Source organism: Thiohalospira halophila DSM 15071 (assembly GCF_900112605.1).
Taxonomy (GTDB): Bacteria; Pseudomonadota; Gammaproteobacteria; order Thiohalospirales; family Thiohalospiraceae; genus Thiohalospira; species Thiohalospira halophila.
On record NZ_FOMJ01000016.1, the window covers coordinates 1 to 15,446 of the forward strand.

At 65.5% G+C, this 15,446-nt stretch carries 13 protein-coding genes and 1 tRNA gene; all 14 read right to left on the reverse strand.

Annotation, left to right across the window (positions count from 1 at the left end):
- Positions 1–104: GTP-binding protein (locus tag BM272_RS13250; RefSeq protein WP_205407821.1), on the reverse strand; the 104-nt coding region annotated here is incomplete at its 3' end.
- A 45-nt stretch (positions 105–149) separates the two neighbouring features.
- Positions 150–2,198: an elongation factor G gene (fusA, locus tag BM272_RS13255; RefSeq protein ID WP_449649474.1), complete on the reverse strand. Its 2,049-nt coding sequence runs from the start codon at positions 2,196–2,198 to the stop codon at positions 150–152.
- An 81-nt stretch (positions 2,199–2,279) separates the two neighbouring features.
- Positions 2,280–2,750, reverse strand: coding sequence for a 30S ribosomal protein S7 (rpsG, locus tag BM272_RS13260; protein ID WP_093429274.1), 471 nt, complete (start codon positions 2,748–2,750; stop codon positions 2,280–2,282).
- A 26-nt stretch (positions 2,751–2,776) separates the two neighbouring features.
- On the reverse strand, positions 2,777–3,151 hold the full coding sequence (rpsL, locus tag BM272_RS13265) for a 30S ribosomal protein S12 (RefSeq protein WP_093429275.1): 375 nt from the start codon (positions 3,149–3,151) through the stop codon (positions 2,777–2,779).
- Between the two features lie 112 nt (positions 3,152–3,263).
- A complete protein-coding gene (gene rpoC, locus BM272_RS13270; RefSeq protein ID WP_093429276.1) occupies positions 3,264–7,523 on the reverse strand; it encodes a DNA-directed RNA polymerase subunit beta' in 4,260 nt (1,419 codons plus the stop codon).
- 57 nt (positions 7,524–7,580) lie between these two features.
- Positions 7,581–11,720, reverse strand: coding sequence for a DNA-directed RNA polymerase subunit beta (gene rpoB / locus BM272_RS13275; protein WP_093429277.1), 4,140 nt, complete (start codon positions 11,718–11,720; stop codon positions 7,581–7,583).
- Positions 11,721–11,914: 194 nt separating this feature from the next.
- Positions 11,915–12,298 carry a 50S ribosomal protein L7/L12 gene (rplL, locus tag BM272_RS13280; protein ID WP_093429278.1) on the reverse strand — a complete coding sequence of 128 codons (384 nt, stop codon included), beginning with the start codon at positions 12,296–12,298 and terminating at the stop codon, positions 11,915–11,917.
- A 53-nt stretch (positions 12,299–12,351) separates the two neighbouring features.
- Positions 12,352–12,885 carry a 50S ribosomal protein L10 gene (rplJ, locus tag BM272_RS13285; protein WP_093429279.1) on the reverse strand — a complete coding sequence of 178 codons (534 nt, stop codon included), beginning with the start codon at positions 12,883–12,885 and terminating at the stop codon, positions 12,352–12,354.
- Between the two features lie 214 nt (positions 12,886–13,099).
- Positions 13,100–13,795 carry a 50S ribosomal protein L1 gene (gene rplA / locus BM272_RS13290; protein ID WP_093429280.1) on the reverse strand — a complete coding sequence of 232 codons (696 nt, stop codon included), beginning with the start codon at positions 13,793–13,795 and terminating at the stop codon, positions 13,100–13,102.
- Between the two features lie 3 nt (positions 13,796–13,798).
- Entirely contained in the window at positions 13,799–14,230 is a 432-nt protein-coding gene (rplK, locus tag BM272_RS13295; RefSeq protein WP_093429281.1) for a 50S ribosomal protein L11, read from the reverse strand.
- Between the two features lie 86 nt (positions 14,231–14,316).
- Positions 14,317–14,850 (reverse strand): transcription termination/antitermination protein NusG, encoded by a 534-nt coding sequence (gene nusG, locus BM272_RS13300; RefSeq protein ID WP_093429282.1) that lies wholly within the window; start codon positions 14,848–14,850, stop codon positions 14,317–14,319.
- 6 nt (positions 14,851–14,856) lie between these two features.
- Positions 14,857–15,204 carry a preprotein translocase subunit SecE gene (gene secE / locus BM272_RS13305; protein ID WP_093429283.1) on the reverse strand — a complete coding sequence of 116 codons (348 nt, stop codon included), beginning with the start codon at positions 15,202–15,204 and terminating at the stop codon, positions 14,857–14,859.
- 22 nt (positions 15,205–15,226) lie between these two features.
- Positions 15,227–15,302, reverse strand: a tRNA-Trp gene (locus tag BM272_RS13310).
- Positions 15,303–15,351: 49 nt separating this feature from the next.
- On the reverse strand, positions 15,352–15,446 hold a 95-nt coding region (locus BM272_RS13315), incomplete at its 5' end, for an EF-Tu C-terminal domain-related protein (protein ID WP_207545791.1).

Below are 15,446 nucleotides of genomic sequence, written 5' to 3' on the forward strand. Positions count from 1 at the left end.
ACCTTGGTCATCGCCGCCGTCAGCGTCGTCTTGCCGTGGTCCACGTGACCAATGGTCCCCACGTTGACGTGCGGCTTGGTGCGCTCGTATTTCTCTTTGGACACGGTCCTACCCTCTCGATCCGGTTGTTGAACTCAGAAAAGCCGTAATCAGGAAGCCTTCTTGACGACCTCTTCGACGACGCTCGCCGGGGCCTCCGCGTATTTCTCGAACTGCATGGTGTACGAGGCCCGTCCCTGCGTAAACGACCGCAGGTCCGTCGCATACCCGAACATCTCGGACAGTGGCACGTGGGCCCGAATCACCTTGCCCGCCGGCGTGTCATCCATGCCCTGCACGGTACCACGGCGTCGGTTGAGGTCACCCATGACGTCACCCATGTACTCCTCGGGAGTCACGGACTCGACCTTCATCATCGGCTCCAGCAGCGCAATACCCGCCTTGTTGGCCCCTTCCTTCAGAGCCATGGAGCCGGCGATGTGGAACGCGCTCTCGCTGGAGTCCACATCGTGATAGGAGCCGTCGAACAGCGTCGCCTTGACGTCGACCATCGGGTAGCCAGCGAGGACACCATTCTCCATGGCCTCCTGGATGCCCTTTTCCACCGAACCGATGTACTCCTTCGGCACGACGCCACCGACGATGGCATTGACAAACTCGTAACCGTGGCCGGGCTCCTGGGGCTCCAGCCGGACCATGACGTGGCCGTACTGACCACGGCCGCCGGACTGGCGGATAAACTTGCCCTCGGCCTCCACCGAGCCCTTGAGGGTCTCGCGGTAGGCAACCTGCGGTGCGCCGACATTGGCCTCGACCTTGAACTCCCGCTTGAGCCGGTCGACGATGATATCCAGGTGCAGCTCACCCATGCCGGAGATGATGGTCTGACCCGATTCTTCATCGGTCCGCACCTTGAAGGACGGGTCCTCCTGGGCGAGCTTGCCCAGGGCCATGCCCATCTTCTCCTGGTCGCTCTTGGTCTTGGGCTCGATGGCTACCGCGATGACGGGCTCCGGGAACTCCATGCGCTCCAGGATGATCCGGTTATCCATGTCGCAGAGCGTCTCGCCCGTCGTGACATCCTTCAGGCCGACGGCCGCGGCGATGTCACCGGCATAGACCTCCTTGATCTCTTCGCGGGAGTTGGAGTGCATCTGCAGCAGTCGACCGATCCGCTCGCGCTTACCCTTCACCGGGTTGTAGATCGTGTCGCCGCTGGAGACCTTGCCGGAGTAGACCCGGAAGAAGGCGAGGCTGCCAACGTAGGGATCGGTAGCGATCTTGAACGCCAGCGCCGAAAAGGGCTCGTCGTCGGAAGGCTTGCGCTCTCCGGGGGTGCCATCCTCCAGCTCGCCGGTAATGGCGGGGATGTCGCTCGGGGCGGGCATGAACTCGATGACCGCGTCGAGGAGCGCCTGCACACCCTTGTTCTTGAACGCTGTACCGCAGAGCGCCGGAACGATCTCGTTGGCCAGGGTCTGCTGCCGGATGCCGCCGCGGATGGACTCGGCGTCCAGGTCGCCCTCCTCGAGATACTTCTCCATGAGCTCTTCGGAGGCCTCGGCGGCCGCCTCGACCATCACCGAACGCCACTTGGCCGCCTCGTCCGCGAGCTCGGCCGGGATCTCGGTCTGCTCGTAGGTCATGCCCATGTCGTCGGCATTCCAGTAGATCGCCTTCATGCGGATGAGGTCGATCACACCCTCGAAGGAATCCTCGGCCCCGATGGGCAGCTGCAGCGGGATCGGATTGGAGCCGAGACGCTCCCGGATCTGCTCGACCACACGCATGAAGTTGGCGCCCTGGCGGTCCATCTTGTTGACGAACGCCATACGCGGGACTTCGTACTTGTTGGCCTGCCGCCAGACCGTCTCGGACTGGGGCTCGACGCCGCCGACCGCGCAGAACACCGACACCGCACCGTCGAGCACACGCAGGGACCGTTCCACCTCGATGGTGAAGTCCACGTGGCCCGGGGTGTCGATGATGTTGATCCGGGTCTCCGGATACTGCTGGTCCATGCCGCGCCAGAAGCAGGTGGTCGCCGCGGAGGTGATGGTGATCCCGCGCTCCTGCTCCTGGGACATCCAGTCCATGACGGCGGCCCCGTCATGGACCTCGCCGATCTTGTGCGAGACGCCGCTGTAGAAAAGGATACGCTCGGTAGTCGTTGTCTTACCGGCGTCGATATGCGCCATGATCCCGATATTACGGTAGCGCTCGAGAGGGGTCTTGCGTGCCACGGCTGGACCTCGGTTATTCGCGTGCTGCTGTTTCTGTTACCAGCGGTAGTGGGAGAAGGCCTTGTTGGCCTCTGCCATCCGATGGACGTCTTCCCGCTTCTTCACGGCGGACCCGCGCTGCTCGTAGGCATCGAGGATCTCGCCGGCCAGACGCTGGCGCATGTTTTTCTCCCCCCGCTTCCGGGCGGCGTCCACGAGCCAGCGCATTGCCAGGGCAGTACGCCGGGAGGGACGCACTTCCACCGGAACCTGGTAGGTCGCCCCGCCCACGCGGCGGGACTTCACCTCGACGGAAGGCCGGATGTTCTCCAGAGCCTGGCCGAAGGCCTCCAGCGGATCCTTGCGCCCGCGCTCCTGGACCGTATCCAGGGCACCGTAGACGATGCTCTCCGCCACGGACTTCTTGCCATCCCGCATGAGGATGTTTACGAACTTGGCCAGCTGGGAGTCCCCGAACTTCGGGTCCGGCAGGATCTCGCGCTTGGCTGCAACTCGTCTTCTCGCCATTTCTTACCCTTCCGTCGAGCGGGTCATCAGGACTTGGGCCGCTTGGCGCCATACTTGGAACGGCCCTGACGCCGTTCCTTGACCCCCGCAGTATCCAGAGCACCGCGAACGGTGTGGTAGCGCACACCCGGCAGGTCCTTGACTCGACCGCCACGGATGAGGACCACGGAGTGCTCCTGGAGATTGTGCCCCTCGCCCCCGATATAGGAGGCAACCTCGTAGCCGTTGGTCAGTCGCACCCGGGCGACCTTCCGCAGGGCCGAGTTGGGCTTCTTCGGGGTCGTGGTATAGACGCGGGTGCAGACGCCGCGCCGCTGCGGGCAGGCCTCGAGGGCCGGCACATTGCTCGCGGGCTTGCGGCGCTTGCGCGGCTTGCGTACCAGCTGATTGGTGGTCGCCATGAATACAACTCCAACCCAAAAATAAACGACAGGCCGGAAGGCCGGCCTGTGGAAGACGCCGAATTATGCGAGGCTCCGGGTATCCTGTCAAGCCTCGCTCCGGCGGGCGTAACTACTCCTCGTCGCCCTCGGGGGCCTCGTCGGAACCCTCTTCGGGTTCCTCAAGGGTCTCGAAGGCCGACTCGGGATCCACCTCCTCTTCGACGGAACCGTACTCGGCGGTGTCCGGCATGGCGAAGGTTTCCATCTGGCGCTGCCGACGTCGCTCGTCGTGATAGGCCAGCCCGGTACCGGCCGGGATCAGGCGCCCGACAATGACGTTCTCCTTGAGACCGCGGAGGTCGTCCACCTTCCCGGCCACTGCGGCCTCCGTGAGGACGCGGGTGGTCTCCTGGAAGGAAGCCGCCGAGATGAAGGACTCCGTCGCCAGCGAGGCCTTGGTGATCCCCAGCAGCATGGGCTCCCAGCGGGCCGGACGCCCGCCCTGGGCCTCTACCCGCTCGTTCTCCTCCAGTACCCGGGGGTACTCGATCTGGTCGCCCTTGAGGAGCTTGGTGTCACCGGCGTCCGTGATCTCGATCTTGCGCAGCATCTGGCGAACGATCACCTCGATGTGCTTGTCGTTGATCTTCACGCCCTGGAGGCGGTAGACGTCCTGCACCTCGTTGACGATGTACCGGGCCAGCTCCTCGACACCGAGCAGTCGCAGGATGTCGTGGGGATCCGTCGGACCGTCGACGATAACCTCGCCGCGCTCCACGTGCTCGCCCTCGAAGACGGAGATGTGCCGCCACTTCGGGATGAGCATCTCCACCGGGTCGGCATCGCTGTGCGGCGGCGTAATGACCAACCGCTTCTTGCCCTTGGTCTCCTTGCCGAAGGAGACGACGCCCGAGGTCTCCGCGAGGATGGCCGCCTCCTTGGGACGCCGGGCCTCGAAGAGGTCCGCCACCCGGGGAAGGCCGCCGGTGATATCACGGGTCTTGGAGGACTCCTGCGGGATCCGGGCGAGGACGTCGCCGATCTCCACGTCGGCCCCGTTCTCCTGCTGGACGATGGCGCCCGGGGGCAGGAAGTAGTGAGCCGGTGTGTCGGTCCCGGGGATACAGATGTTGCCTCCGTCGGTGTCGACCAGCTTGACCATCGGCCGCATGTCGCGGGTCGCGCCCTGCTGCTTCGGATCCAGGATGACCAGGCTGGAGAGACCGGTGATCTCGTCGGTCTGGCTCTCAACACTGGTACCCTCGACGAAGTCGGTGAACTCGAGACGCCCCGCCACCTCGGTAACGATGGGGTGGGTATGAGGGTCCCAGTTGGCCACGATCTGGCCCCCCTCGACGGGGTCGCCGTCGTTGAGATGGATGGTCGCGCCGTAGGGCACCTTGTACCGCTCCCGCTCGGAGCCGGCCTCGTCGTAGACCAGGACCTCGCCGGAACGGGAGACCGCCACGTTCTTGCCCGAAGAGGTGTGCTTCACCATCTTCAGGTTGTAGAGGCGCACCGTACCGGTAGTCTTGACCTCGATCTCGGATACTGCTGCCGCACGCGATGCCGCACCACCGATGTGGAAGGTCCGCATGGTGAGCTGCGTACCCGGCTCGCCGATGGACTGGGCACCGATGACGCCGACGGACTCGCCGACGTTGACCAGATGGCCCCGGCCCAGGTCGCGCCCGTAGCACTTGGCACAGACCCCGTACCGGGTATCGCAGGTAATGGGCGCCCGAACCAGCACGTGGTCCACGCTCATTTGCTCCAGGCGATTGACCCAGTACTCGTCCAGCAGGGTGCCGGCCCTGATGGCGACGTCGTCGGTCCCCGGATGGTAGACATGCTCCGCCAGGACCCGGCCGAGGACGCGTTCGCCCAGCGCCTCGACCACGTCGCCGCCCTCGATGAGGGGCTGCATGGAGAGACCGCGCTCGGTCCCGCAGTCCTCCTCGGTGACCACCAGGTCCTGCGACACATCCACCAGGCGGCGGGTGAGGTAGCCGGAGTTGGCGGTCTTGAGCGCCGTGTCCGCCAGCCCCTTCCGGGCGCCGTGGGTGGAGATGAAGTACTGCAGGACATCGAGCCCCTCACGGAAGTTGGCCGTGATGGGCGTCTCGATGATGGAGCCGTCCGGCTTGGCCATCAGGCCCCGCATGCCGGCAAGCTGCCGGATCTGGGCCGGGGAACCCCGGGCGCCGGAGTCGGCCATGATGTAGACGGAGTTCAGCGACTCCTGCTCCACTTCATTGCCCTCGGCATCGTGGACGATGTCCTTCCCGAGGCGGTCCATCATGGCGCCTGAGATCTGCTCGTTGGTGTGGGACCAGATGTCGACGACCTTGTTGTACCGCTCGCCGTTGGTCACCAGGCCGGAGGTGTACTGCTGCTCGATCTCCTTCACCTCCTCCTCGGCGCGGCCCAGGATCTCCGCCTTCTCCTCGGGGATCTCCATGTCCTCGACGCCGAAGGAGACGCCGGCCTTGGTGGAGTAGTAGAAGCCCATGTACATGATCTGGTCGGCGAAGACCACGGTGTCCTTCAGGCCAAGCCGGCGATAGGAGCTGTTGAGCACCGCCGAGATCGCTTTCTTGTTCATGGCCTGGTCGACCAGCTCGAACGCCAGGCCTTCCGGGACGATCTCGAACAGGAGGGCCCGGCCCACGGTGGTATCCCGCAGGGTGGTCTGCTCGCTCCACTCGCCCTCTTCGTCCACGACACGCTCGTGGATGCGCACCTTGATGCGGGCATGCAGGGCGGCCTCGCCATTGTCATACGCCCGCCGGACCTCGGAGACGTCGGCGAAGACCTTGCCCTCACCACGGACGTTCACCTGCTCGCGGGTCATGTAGTAGAGCCCGAGCACCACGTCCTGGGAGGGGACGATGATGGGCTCGCCGGAGGCCGGTGCCAGGATGTTGTTCGACGACATCATCAGCGACCGCGCCTCGAGCTGTGCCTCCAGGGCCAGCGGGACGTGGACCGCCATCTGGTCACCGTCGAAGTCGGCGTTGAAGGCGGCACAGACCAGCGGATGGAGCTGGATCGCCTTGCCCTCGATCAACACGGGCTCGAAGGCCTGGATGCCCAGGCGGTGGAGCGTCGGCGCCCGGTTGAGCATCACCGGGTGCTCGCGGATCACCTCCTCGAGGATGTCCCAGACCTCGGCAGTCTCGCGCTCCACCATCTTCTTGGCCGCCTTGATGGTGGTGGCCAGGCCGCGGCGCTCCAGCTTGGAGAAGATGAAGGGCTTGAACAGCTCCAGCGCCATCTTCTTGGGCAGACCGCACTGGTGCAGGCGCAGGGTGGGGCCGACCACGATGACCGAGCGGCCGGAGTAGTCCACGCGCTTGCCCAGCAGGTTCTGCCGGAAGCGGCCCTGCTTGCCCTTAATCATGTCCGCCAGGGACTTGAGTGGTCGGCGGTTGGAGCCGGTAATGGCCCGGCCGCGGCGGCCGTTATCCAGCAGCGCGTCCACCGACTCCTGCAGCATGCGCTTCTCGTTGCGCACGATGATGTCCGGCGCATTGAGGTCCAGCAGCCGCTTGAGGCGGTTGTTGCGGTTGATGACCCGGCGGTAGAGGTCGTTCAGGTCGGAGGTGGCGAAGCGCCCGCCCTCCAGCGGCACCAGCGGCCGCAGCTCCGGCGGCAGCACCGGCAGCACCGTCATGACCATCCACTCCGGCTTGTTCCCGGACTCGATGAAGGCCTCCAGCAGCTTGAGCCGCTTGGAGTACTTCTTGAGCTTGGTCTCCGAGTTGGTGCCGTTCATCTCCTCCCGGAGCTGCTCGGCCTCCACGCGGAGATCCAGCTTCTTGAGCATCTCGAAAACGGCCTCGGCGCCCATGCGGGCGTCGAACTCGTCGCCGTACTCCTCCAGGGCGTCCAGGTACTGCTCATCGGTGAGCAACTGGCCCTGCTCCAGGCCGGTGAGGCCCGGATCGATGACGATGAACGCCTCGAAGTAGAGGATCCGCTCGATGTCGCGCAGGGTCATGTCCAGCAGCATGCCCATGCGCGACGGCAGGGACTTCAGGAACCAGATGTGCGCCACCGGGGAGGCCAGGTCGATATGGCCCATGCGCTCCCGGCGCACCTTGGACTGGGTCACCTCGACGCCGCACTTCTCGCAGATCACGCCGCGGTGCTTGAGGCGCTTGTACTTGCCGCAGAGGCACTCGTAGTCCTTCACCGGCCCGAAGATCTTGGCGCAGAAGAGGCCGTCGCGCTCCGGCTTGAAGGTCCGGTAGTTGATGGTCTCCGGCTTCTTGACCTCGCCGTAGGACCACGACCGGATCTTCTCCGGCGACGCCAGGGCGATGCGGATGCCGTCGAAATCCTCCAGCTGGCCCTGCTGCTTGAGGAGATTGAGTAGGTCTTTCAAAGTCGTGCCCTCTCGTTGCGTCCCGCCCCCCGAAAGGGGCGCCACGGGATGCCCTGCCTAGTCCTGCTGCTCCAGCTCGATGTCGATGCCCAGTGCCCGGATCTCCTTGAGCAGGACATTGAACGACTCCGGCATGCCGGCATCCATGCGATGGTTACCGTCGACGATGTTCTTGTACATCTTCGTACGGCCCTGCACGTCGTCCGACTTCACGGTGAGCATCTCCTGGAGGGTGTAGGAGGCGCCATACGCCTCCAGCGCCCAGACCTCCATCTCGCCGAAGCGCTGGCCGCCGAACTGCGCCTTGCCACCCAGCGGCTGCTGGGTCACCAGGGAGTAGGGGCCGGTGGAGCGGGCATGCATCTTGTCATCCACCAGGTGGTTGAGCTTGAGCATGTACATGTAGCCGACGGTCACCTCGCGGTCGAAGGCCTCACCGGTCCGGCCGTCGTAGAGCGTCGTCTGGCCGTTCTCCGGAAGGTCCGCCAGGCGGAGCATGGTCTTGATCTCCTCCTCCGTGGCGCCGTCGAAGACCGGCGTCGCCATGGGCACACCACCCCGGAGGTTCTCGGCCAGGTCGACGATCTCCTCGTCACTGAACGATTCCAGGTCCTCCTTGTGGCCGCTGGAGTTGTAGATCTTCTCCAGGAAGCCGCGGATCTCGGTAGCCTGGTTCTTGGCATCGAGCATCCGCGAGATCTTGTGGCCCAGTCCTCGGGCCGCCCAGCCCAGGTGGGTCTCCAGCACCTGCCCGACGTTCATCCGCGAGGGTACGCCCAACGGGTTCAGAATGATGTCCATGGGCGTGCCGTCATCGAGGTAGGGCATGTCCTCCACCGGGACGATGGTGGAGATGACGCCCTTGTTGCCGTGGCGGCCGGCCATCTTGTCCCCGGGCTGGAAGCGCCGCTTCACGGCCAGGTGGACCTTGACCATCTTGAGCACCCCCGGGGCGAGGTCGTCGCCCTGGGTGACCTTCTCCTTCTTCTCGTCGTAGCGGCGGTCGACGTCGGCCCGCTGCTCCTTGAGCTGCTCGGCGATCATCTCGAGCTGGCTGTTGACCTCGTCGTTCTTCAGCCGGATCTCGAACCAGCGCTGGGGATCCAGCTGGTTGAGATAGCTCTTGGTGATCTTGGTCCCGCTCTCCAGGCCGTTGGGCCCGCCGGCAGCGACCTTGCCCACCAGCATCTTCTCGACACGGGCGTAGGTGTCCCGGGCGAGGATCTCGTACTGGTCCATGAGATCCTTCCAGTGGGACTCCAGCTCCGCATCCTCGATGGCCTGGGCGCGGGCATCCTTCTCCACGCCGTCGCGGGTGAAGACCTGGACGTCGATGACGGTCCCGTAGATTCCGGTGGGGACCCGCAGGGAGGTATCCTTCACGTCCGAGGCCTTCTCGCCGAAGATCGCCCGGAGGAGCTTTTCCTCCGGCGTGAGCTGGGTCTCGCTCTTGGGCGTGACCTTGCCCACGAGGATGTCGCCGGGCTTCACCTCGGCGCCGATGTGGACCACGCCGGACTCGTCCAGCCGGTTGAGCGCGGACTCGCCGACGTTGGGGATGTCCGCGGTGATCTCCTCGGAACCGAGCTTGGTGTCCCGGGCGACGCAATTGAGTTCCTCGATGTGGACGGTGGTGTACCGGTCCTCCTCGACCACGCGCTCGGAGATGAGGATGGAGTCCTCGAAGTTGTAGCCGTTCCACGGCATGAACGCCACCAGGAGGTTCTGGCCCAGGGCCAGCTCGCCCATGTCGGTGGAGGGGCCGTCGGCGAGGACGTCGCCGCGGGCGACGATGTCGCCGGGCCCCACCAGCGGACGCTGGTTGATGGTGGTGTTCTGGTTGGAACGGGTGTACTTGGTCAGATTGTAGATATCGACACCGGGCTCACCGGGGGCCGCCTCGTCATCGTTGACCCGGACCACCACGCGGCCGGCGTCCACGGAGGCGATGGTGCCGCCGCGGCGAGCCACCACGGTCACACCGGAGTCCACCGCCACGGCACGCTCCATGCCGGTCCCCACCAGGGGCTTGTCGGCCCGCAGGGTCGGCACCGCCTGGCGCTGCATGTTCGCCCCCATGAGCGCGCGGTTGGCGTCGTCGTGCTCCAGGAAGGGGAGCAGGGCGGCGGCCACCGAGACGATCTGCCGCGGCGAGACGTCCATGTACTGGATGCGGTCCGGCGTCGCCGTCGTGAACTCGTTGGAGTGGCGGCAGGTCACGAGATCCTCGGTGATCCGCCCCTCTTCATCGAGCTGCGTATTGGCCTGGGCGATGACGTACTCGGCCTCGTCGATGGCGGAGAGGAAGACCACCTCGTCGGTCGCCTTGCCGTCCTCGACCTTGCGGTACGGCGTCTCCAGAAAGCCGTACTCGTTGGGCCGGGCGAAGACCGCCAGGGAGTTGATGAGGCCGATGTTCGGCCCCTCCGGCGTCTCGATGGGGCAGACCCGGCCGTAGTGGGTGGCGTGGACGTCCCGCACCTCGAAGCCGGCCCGTTCACGGGTGAGGCCGCCCGGACCCAGCGCCGAGATCCGGCGCTTGTGGGTCACCTCGGAGAGCGGGTTGTTCTGGTCCATGAACTGGGAGAGCTGGCTGGAGCCGAAGAACTCCTTCACCGCCGCCGAGACCGGCTTGGCGTTGATGAGCTCCTGGGGCATCAGCTCCTCGGACTCCGCCTGGGAGAGCCGCTCCTTCACGGCGCGCTCCACGCGGACCAGGCCCACCCGGAACTGGTTCTCGGCCATCTCGCCCACCGACCGGATCCGGCGGTTGCCGAGGTGGTCGATGTCGTCGACGGTGCCGTTGCCATTGCGGATGTCGATGAGGGTGTGCAGGACATCGAGGATGTCCGACTCCTCGCCGTGCTCCTCGACGATCTTCTGCCGCTCGGGATCCTCGCTGGCGGCAAAGTACTTGCCGTCGTAGAGGATACCGAGGCCGGTGGTCTCCTGGCGGCCCACGCGACGGTTGAACTTCATGCGCCCGACGGCCGAGAGGTCGTAGCGGTCGTCGGTGAAGAACAGGTTGTCGAAGAGGTTGTCCGCCGCTTCCTTGGTCGGCGGCTCGCCCGGCCGCATCATGCGGTAGATCTCGACCCGCGCCTCCATGAGCGTACGGGTGTGATCCACCTGCAGGCTGTTGGACATATAGGGACCCTGGTCGAGGTCGTTGGTGTAGATGGTCTCGACCTCGTCCACCCCGGCGTTGTAGAGCCGGCCGATGAGCTCCTCGGTGAGCTCCTCGTTGGGCTCCGCCATGATCTCGCCAGTCTCGTGGTCCATGATGGCGCGCGCCAGGCGGCGGCCCAGGATGAACTCCTGGGGCACATCCAGCCACTCGGCGCCGGACTTCTCCAGCTGCTTTACGTGGCGCGCGGTCACCCGGCGGCCGGCCTCGACCACCGTCTCCCCGTCCACCTGGATGTCGAAGTTTACCGTCTCGCCGCGCAGGCGCTGCGGAACGAGCCCGAGCTGGACCCCCTCACGGCCCAGGCGGATCCGGTCCTTCTGGAAGAAGGCGTCCAGGATCTCCTCGTCGTCATACCCCAGCGCGCGCAGCAGCACGGAGGCCGGCAGCTTCCGCCGCCGGTCGATGCGGACATAGATGTTGTCCTTGGGATCGAACTCGAAATCGAGCCACGAGCCGCGATAGGGGATCACCCGGGCGTTAAACAGGAGCTTGCCCGAAGAGTGGGTCTTGCCCTTGTCGTGGTCGAAGAAGACCCCCGGGGAGCGGTGCAGCTGGGAGACGATGACCCGTTCGGTGCCGTTGACAACGAAGGTGCCGTTCTCGGTCATCAGGGGGAGTTCCCCCATGTAGACCTCCTGCTCCTTGATGTCCTTCACCGCGCCGCTGCTGGACTCCTTGTCGTGGATGACCAGGCGCAGCTTCACCCGCAGGGGAGCGGCGTAGGTCATCCCCCGCATCTGGCACTCCTTCACATCGAAGGTCGGGGTGCCGAGCCGATAGCTGACGTACTCCAGGCGCGCATTGCCGGAGTAGCTGCTGATGGGGAAAACCGAGCGAAAGGCCCCGTGGAGCCCCTTCTCTTCGCGTGCCTCCGGCTCGACGCCCTCCTGCAGGAAGGTCCGGTAGGAGTCGAGCTGAATGGCCAGCAGGTACGGCACTTCGACAACGCCGGCGCGTTTACCGAAATCCTTGCGGATGCGTTTCTTTTCGGTGAAAGAGTAGGCCATCGATAGTCCTCGGCTAGTCAATCGTTCCCGCCCCCGGAGGGGCCGTCGGCGTTGCAGTCGTTTACTGGCGCTGCAACACCCTCCGCATACCAGCGGAAAAAGGCCGGTAGCCAGCGGCCACCAGCCGGATCAGGATTCGGCCATCCCTGGCTGGCGAAAGCGGCGCTCCATGAGCGCTCGCTTCCGACCACCGTTTACTTGAGCTCCACGGTGGCGCCAGCCTCCTCGAGCTGAGACTTCATGTCGTCCGCCTCTTCCTTCGAGGCGCCTTCCTTCACGGTGGAGGGAACGCCCTCGACCATCTCCTTGGCTTCCTTCAGGCCAAGGCCGGTGATGCCGCGCACGGTCTTGATCACGCCGACCTTGTTGTCGCCGAAGCTGGACATGACGACGTCGAACTCGGTCTGCTCCTCGGCGGCACCGGCGGCCTCACCACCACCGGCGGCCGGCGCGGCCGCGGCGACCGGGGCAGCGGCGGTAACGCCGAACTTCTCTTCCATGGCCTCGATGAGGTCGACGACCTCCATCACGGACATGTTGGAAATGGTCTCGAGGATCTCGTCTTTGGAAACGGCCATTGTTTCTACTCCGTTGTGTGACAGGCCCGGTAACCGGGCCGTTCAACCTGGTTTCAGGCGCCCTGGGCTTCCTTCTGCTCGCGGACCGCACCAAGGGTACGGGCGAGCTTCGCCTGGGGCTCGTTGAGCGTACGCACGAACTTCTCGACCGGGGCCTTCATGGCCGCCAGGAGCTGGCTCAGGGCCTGCTCCCGGTTCGGCAGGCTGGCCAGGCGTTCCAGCTCGGAGGCCGGATGCACCTGCCCGCCCACGGCGACCAGCTGGACGGAGAGGTTCTCGTGCTTCTTGCCGAAGTCCTTGAGGAGCCGGGCGGCAGCGCCCGGATCCTCCAGGGAGAAGGCAAGCAGGAGAGGCCCGGAAAGGGACTCCGCGATGCACTCGAACTCCGTCCCGGCGACGGCCCGGGCGGCCAGGGTATTCTTGACCACCCGCAGGTAGACGCCCTCGTTGCGTGCATTGGCACGCAGCTCGGTCATCTCCACGGCCGTGAGCCCGCGGTATTCCGCCGCGATGGCGGAATGGGCGCTGGACGCCACATCCGCCACTTCCGCGACGACGCTCTTCTTCTCTTCAAGGGTCAGTGGCATGGGGACCTCATCCTCGTTGCCGGGGCTCGCGCCCCAACCCGTTCAGGAACGGCCGAAGCCGAACCGGTTTCACGGCGCCCGACGTCAGGTTGAACCTGCCGGCGGCGGCACCGTCTGCGCAGGCGGGAGTGTCTCCCTTTAAGCCCCGGAGGGCACCGGCGGTCTTTGACAGCCGCCGCATCGCGGCAGCGCAAAGACGGTGATGGCAAGCGACCTACAGGGCGAGCGAACTCTTGTCCACGTCGAGCCCTGGTCCCATGGTCGTGGAGACGGTCACGTTGCGCATGTAGACACCCTTGGCGGTCGACGGCTTGGCCTTGTTCAGATCGGCCAGCAGGGCGTCGAGATTCTCCCGCAACGACTGGGTGTCGAAATCGACCTTGCCGATGGAGGCGTGGATCACGCCGCCCCGGTCGGTGCGGTACTGGACCTGACCGGCCTTGGCGTTCTGCACCGCCGTGGCCACATCCGGCGTCACGGTGCCGACCTTGGGGTTCGGCATCAGGCCGCGCGGCCCGAGGATCTGGCCAAGCTGGCCGACAACCCGCATGGCATCCGGGGCGGCGATGGCCACATCGAAATCGATGTTGCCGGCCTTGATGGTCTCGGCCAGGTCGTCCATGCCGACGATGTCGGCGCCCGCCTCGGTGGCGGCATCGGCGGCCTGCCCCTGGGCGAAGACGGCGACCCGGGTGCTCTTGCCGGTACCGTGGGGCAGCACGGTGGAACCGCGCACCACCTGGTCGGACTTGCGCGGATCCACGCCGAGATTCACGGCCACGTCCACGGATTCAACGAACCGCGGCGCGGGTAGTTCCTTGAGCAGGCTCAGGGCCTCGTCGGCGGGGTAGAGGCGATTGCGCTCCACCTTCTCGGCGATGGCCTGCTGGCGCTTGGTCTTGCGGGCCATGGCTTACATCCCCTCCACGTTGATGCCCATGCTCCGGGCCGTACCGGCGATGGTCTTCACCGCCCGATCCATGTCCGTCGCCGTGAGATCGGGATCCTTGGTCCGGGCGATCTCCTCGAGCTGGTCCCGGGTGACGGTCCCGACCTTGTTCCGGTTGGGCTCACCGGAGCCGCCCTTGATATTGGCGGCCTTCTTCAGGAGCACCGGCGCCGGCGGCGTCTTGGTGATGAAGGTGAAGCTGCGATCGTTGTAGACCGTGATGACCACCGGGATGGGCAGCCCGCTCTCCTGGTTCTGGGTCTCGGCGTTGAACGCCTTGCAGAACTCCATGATGTTCACGCCGTGCTGGCCCAGCGCGGGGCCCACCGGCGGACTGGGGTTGGCCTGGCCTGCAGGGACCTGCAGCTTGACGTAGGCCTGGATCTTCTTCGCCATGATTCACTCCTGGAATGGGTGCCAGCGCCCGTCGCGGGGGACGGGCTCCCCGAATGCGATCCCTTCCGGGATCCGTGAGGGCAGGATCAGCCCTTTTCCACCTGGCCGAACTCGAGATCCACCGGGGTCGACCGGCCGAAGATTCGGACCGAGACCCGCAGACGGCTCTTGTCGTAGTCGACCTCTTCAACGGTCCCCTCGAAATCGGTGAAGGGACCATCGACAATTCGCACGGCCTCGCCCGGCTCGAAGAGCACCTTGGGCCGCGGCCGCTCGGTTCCCTCCTGCATCCGGTCGAGGATGGCTTGGGCCTCTTGGTCGGAGATGGGGGCGGGCTTGTCCGGCCGACCACCGATGAATCCGAGCACCCGCGGAACCTCCTTAATGAGGTGCCAGGTCCGGTCATTCATCTCCATCTGGACGAGGACGTAACCGGGGAAGAACTTGCGCTCGCTCTTGCGCTTCTGCCCCTCCCGCATTTCCACCACCTCTTCGGTGGGAACGAGGATGTCACCAAACTCTTCCTGCATGCCGTAGCGCTCGATGCGCTCCTGCAGGGACCGTTTGACGGTGTTCTCGAAGCCGGAGTAGGCGTGGACGACGTACCAACGCATGGCCATTCCCGATCAGCCCCCTTGCCCCGTCAGCAGACCCACCGCCCAGAGCAGGAACATGTCCAGCAGCCAGAGGAGGATCCCGACGAGGATGACCATGACCAGCACGATGAGCGTGGTCTGGACGGTTTCCTTGCGTGTCGGCCAGACGACCTTCCGCGCTTCAATGGTCGCGCCCCGGACAAACTCCCGGGCCTGGCGACCACGCGCGGTCTGCAGGGCGATGGCAGCCGCCACGCCGGCCCCCACGAGGACGCCGACCACCCGAAGCAGGGTGGAGACATCCTCGTAGACATAAAAGGCAGCGATGGCGCCAAAGAGCACCACCGCCGCCAGCGACAGCTTGAGCTTGTCTGCCATCAAAGGTCCGACACCCGATGTATGGCAGGCCAGGAGGGACTCGAACCCCCAACCTGCGGTTTTGGAGACCGCTGCTCTGCCAATTGAGCTACTGGCCTGTGGGAATCGCCGCCCGGCGGGCGCACCCGATGGGCGACGGGATTCGCGTTACTCGATGATCTTCGAGACGACGCCGGCACCCACGGTGCGGCCGCCCTCGCGAATCGCGAAGCGCAGACCGTCCTCCATGGCGATGGGCGCAA

What these genes read in the sequence shown, in the direction of transcription:
- fusA (WP_449649474.1), bottom strand. Translation starts at nt 2,198, where the DNA reads ATGGCGCATATCGACGCCGGTAAGACAACGACTACCGAGCGTATCCTT.
- rpsG (WP_093429274.1), bottom strand. Translation starts at nt 2,750, where the DNA reads ATGGCGAGAAGACGAGTTGCAGCCAAGCGCGAGATCCTGCCGGACCCG.
- rpsL (WP_093429275.1), bottom strand. Translation starts at nt 3,151, where the DNA reads ATGGCGACCACCAATCAGCTGGTACGCAAGCCGCGCAAGCGCCGCAAG.
- rpoB (WP_093429277.1), bottom strand. Translation starts at nt 11,720, where the DNA reads ATGGCCTACTCTTTCACCGAAAAGAAACGCATCCGCAAGGATTTCGGT.
- rplL (WP_093429278.1), bottom strand. Translation starts at nt 12,298, where the DNA reads ATGGCCGTTTCCAAAGACGAGATCCTCGAGACCATTTCCAACATGTCC.
- rplJ (WP_093429279.1), bottom strand. Translation starts at nt 12,885, where the DNA reads ATGCCACTGACCCTTGAAGAGAAGAAGAGCGTCGTCGCGGAAGTGGCG.
- rplA (WP_093429280.1), bottom strand. Translation starts at nt 13,795, where the DNA reads ATGGCCCGCAAGACCAAGCGCCAGCAGGCCATCGCCGAGAAGGTGGAG.
- rplK (WP_093429281.1), bottom strand. Translation starts at nt 14,230, where the DNA reads ATGGCGAAGAAGATCCAGGCCTACGTCAAGCTGCAGGTCCCTGCAGGC.
- nusG (WP_093429282.1), bottom strand. Translation starts at nt 14,850, where the DNA reads ATGGCCATGCGTTGGTACGTCGTCCACGCCTACTCCGGCTTCGAGAAC.
- secE (WP_093429283.1), bottom strand. Translation starts at nt 15,204, where the DNA reads ATGGCAGACAAGCTCAAGCTGTCGCTGGCGGCGGTGGTGCTCTTTGGC.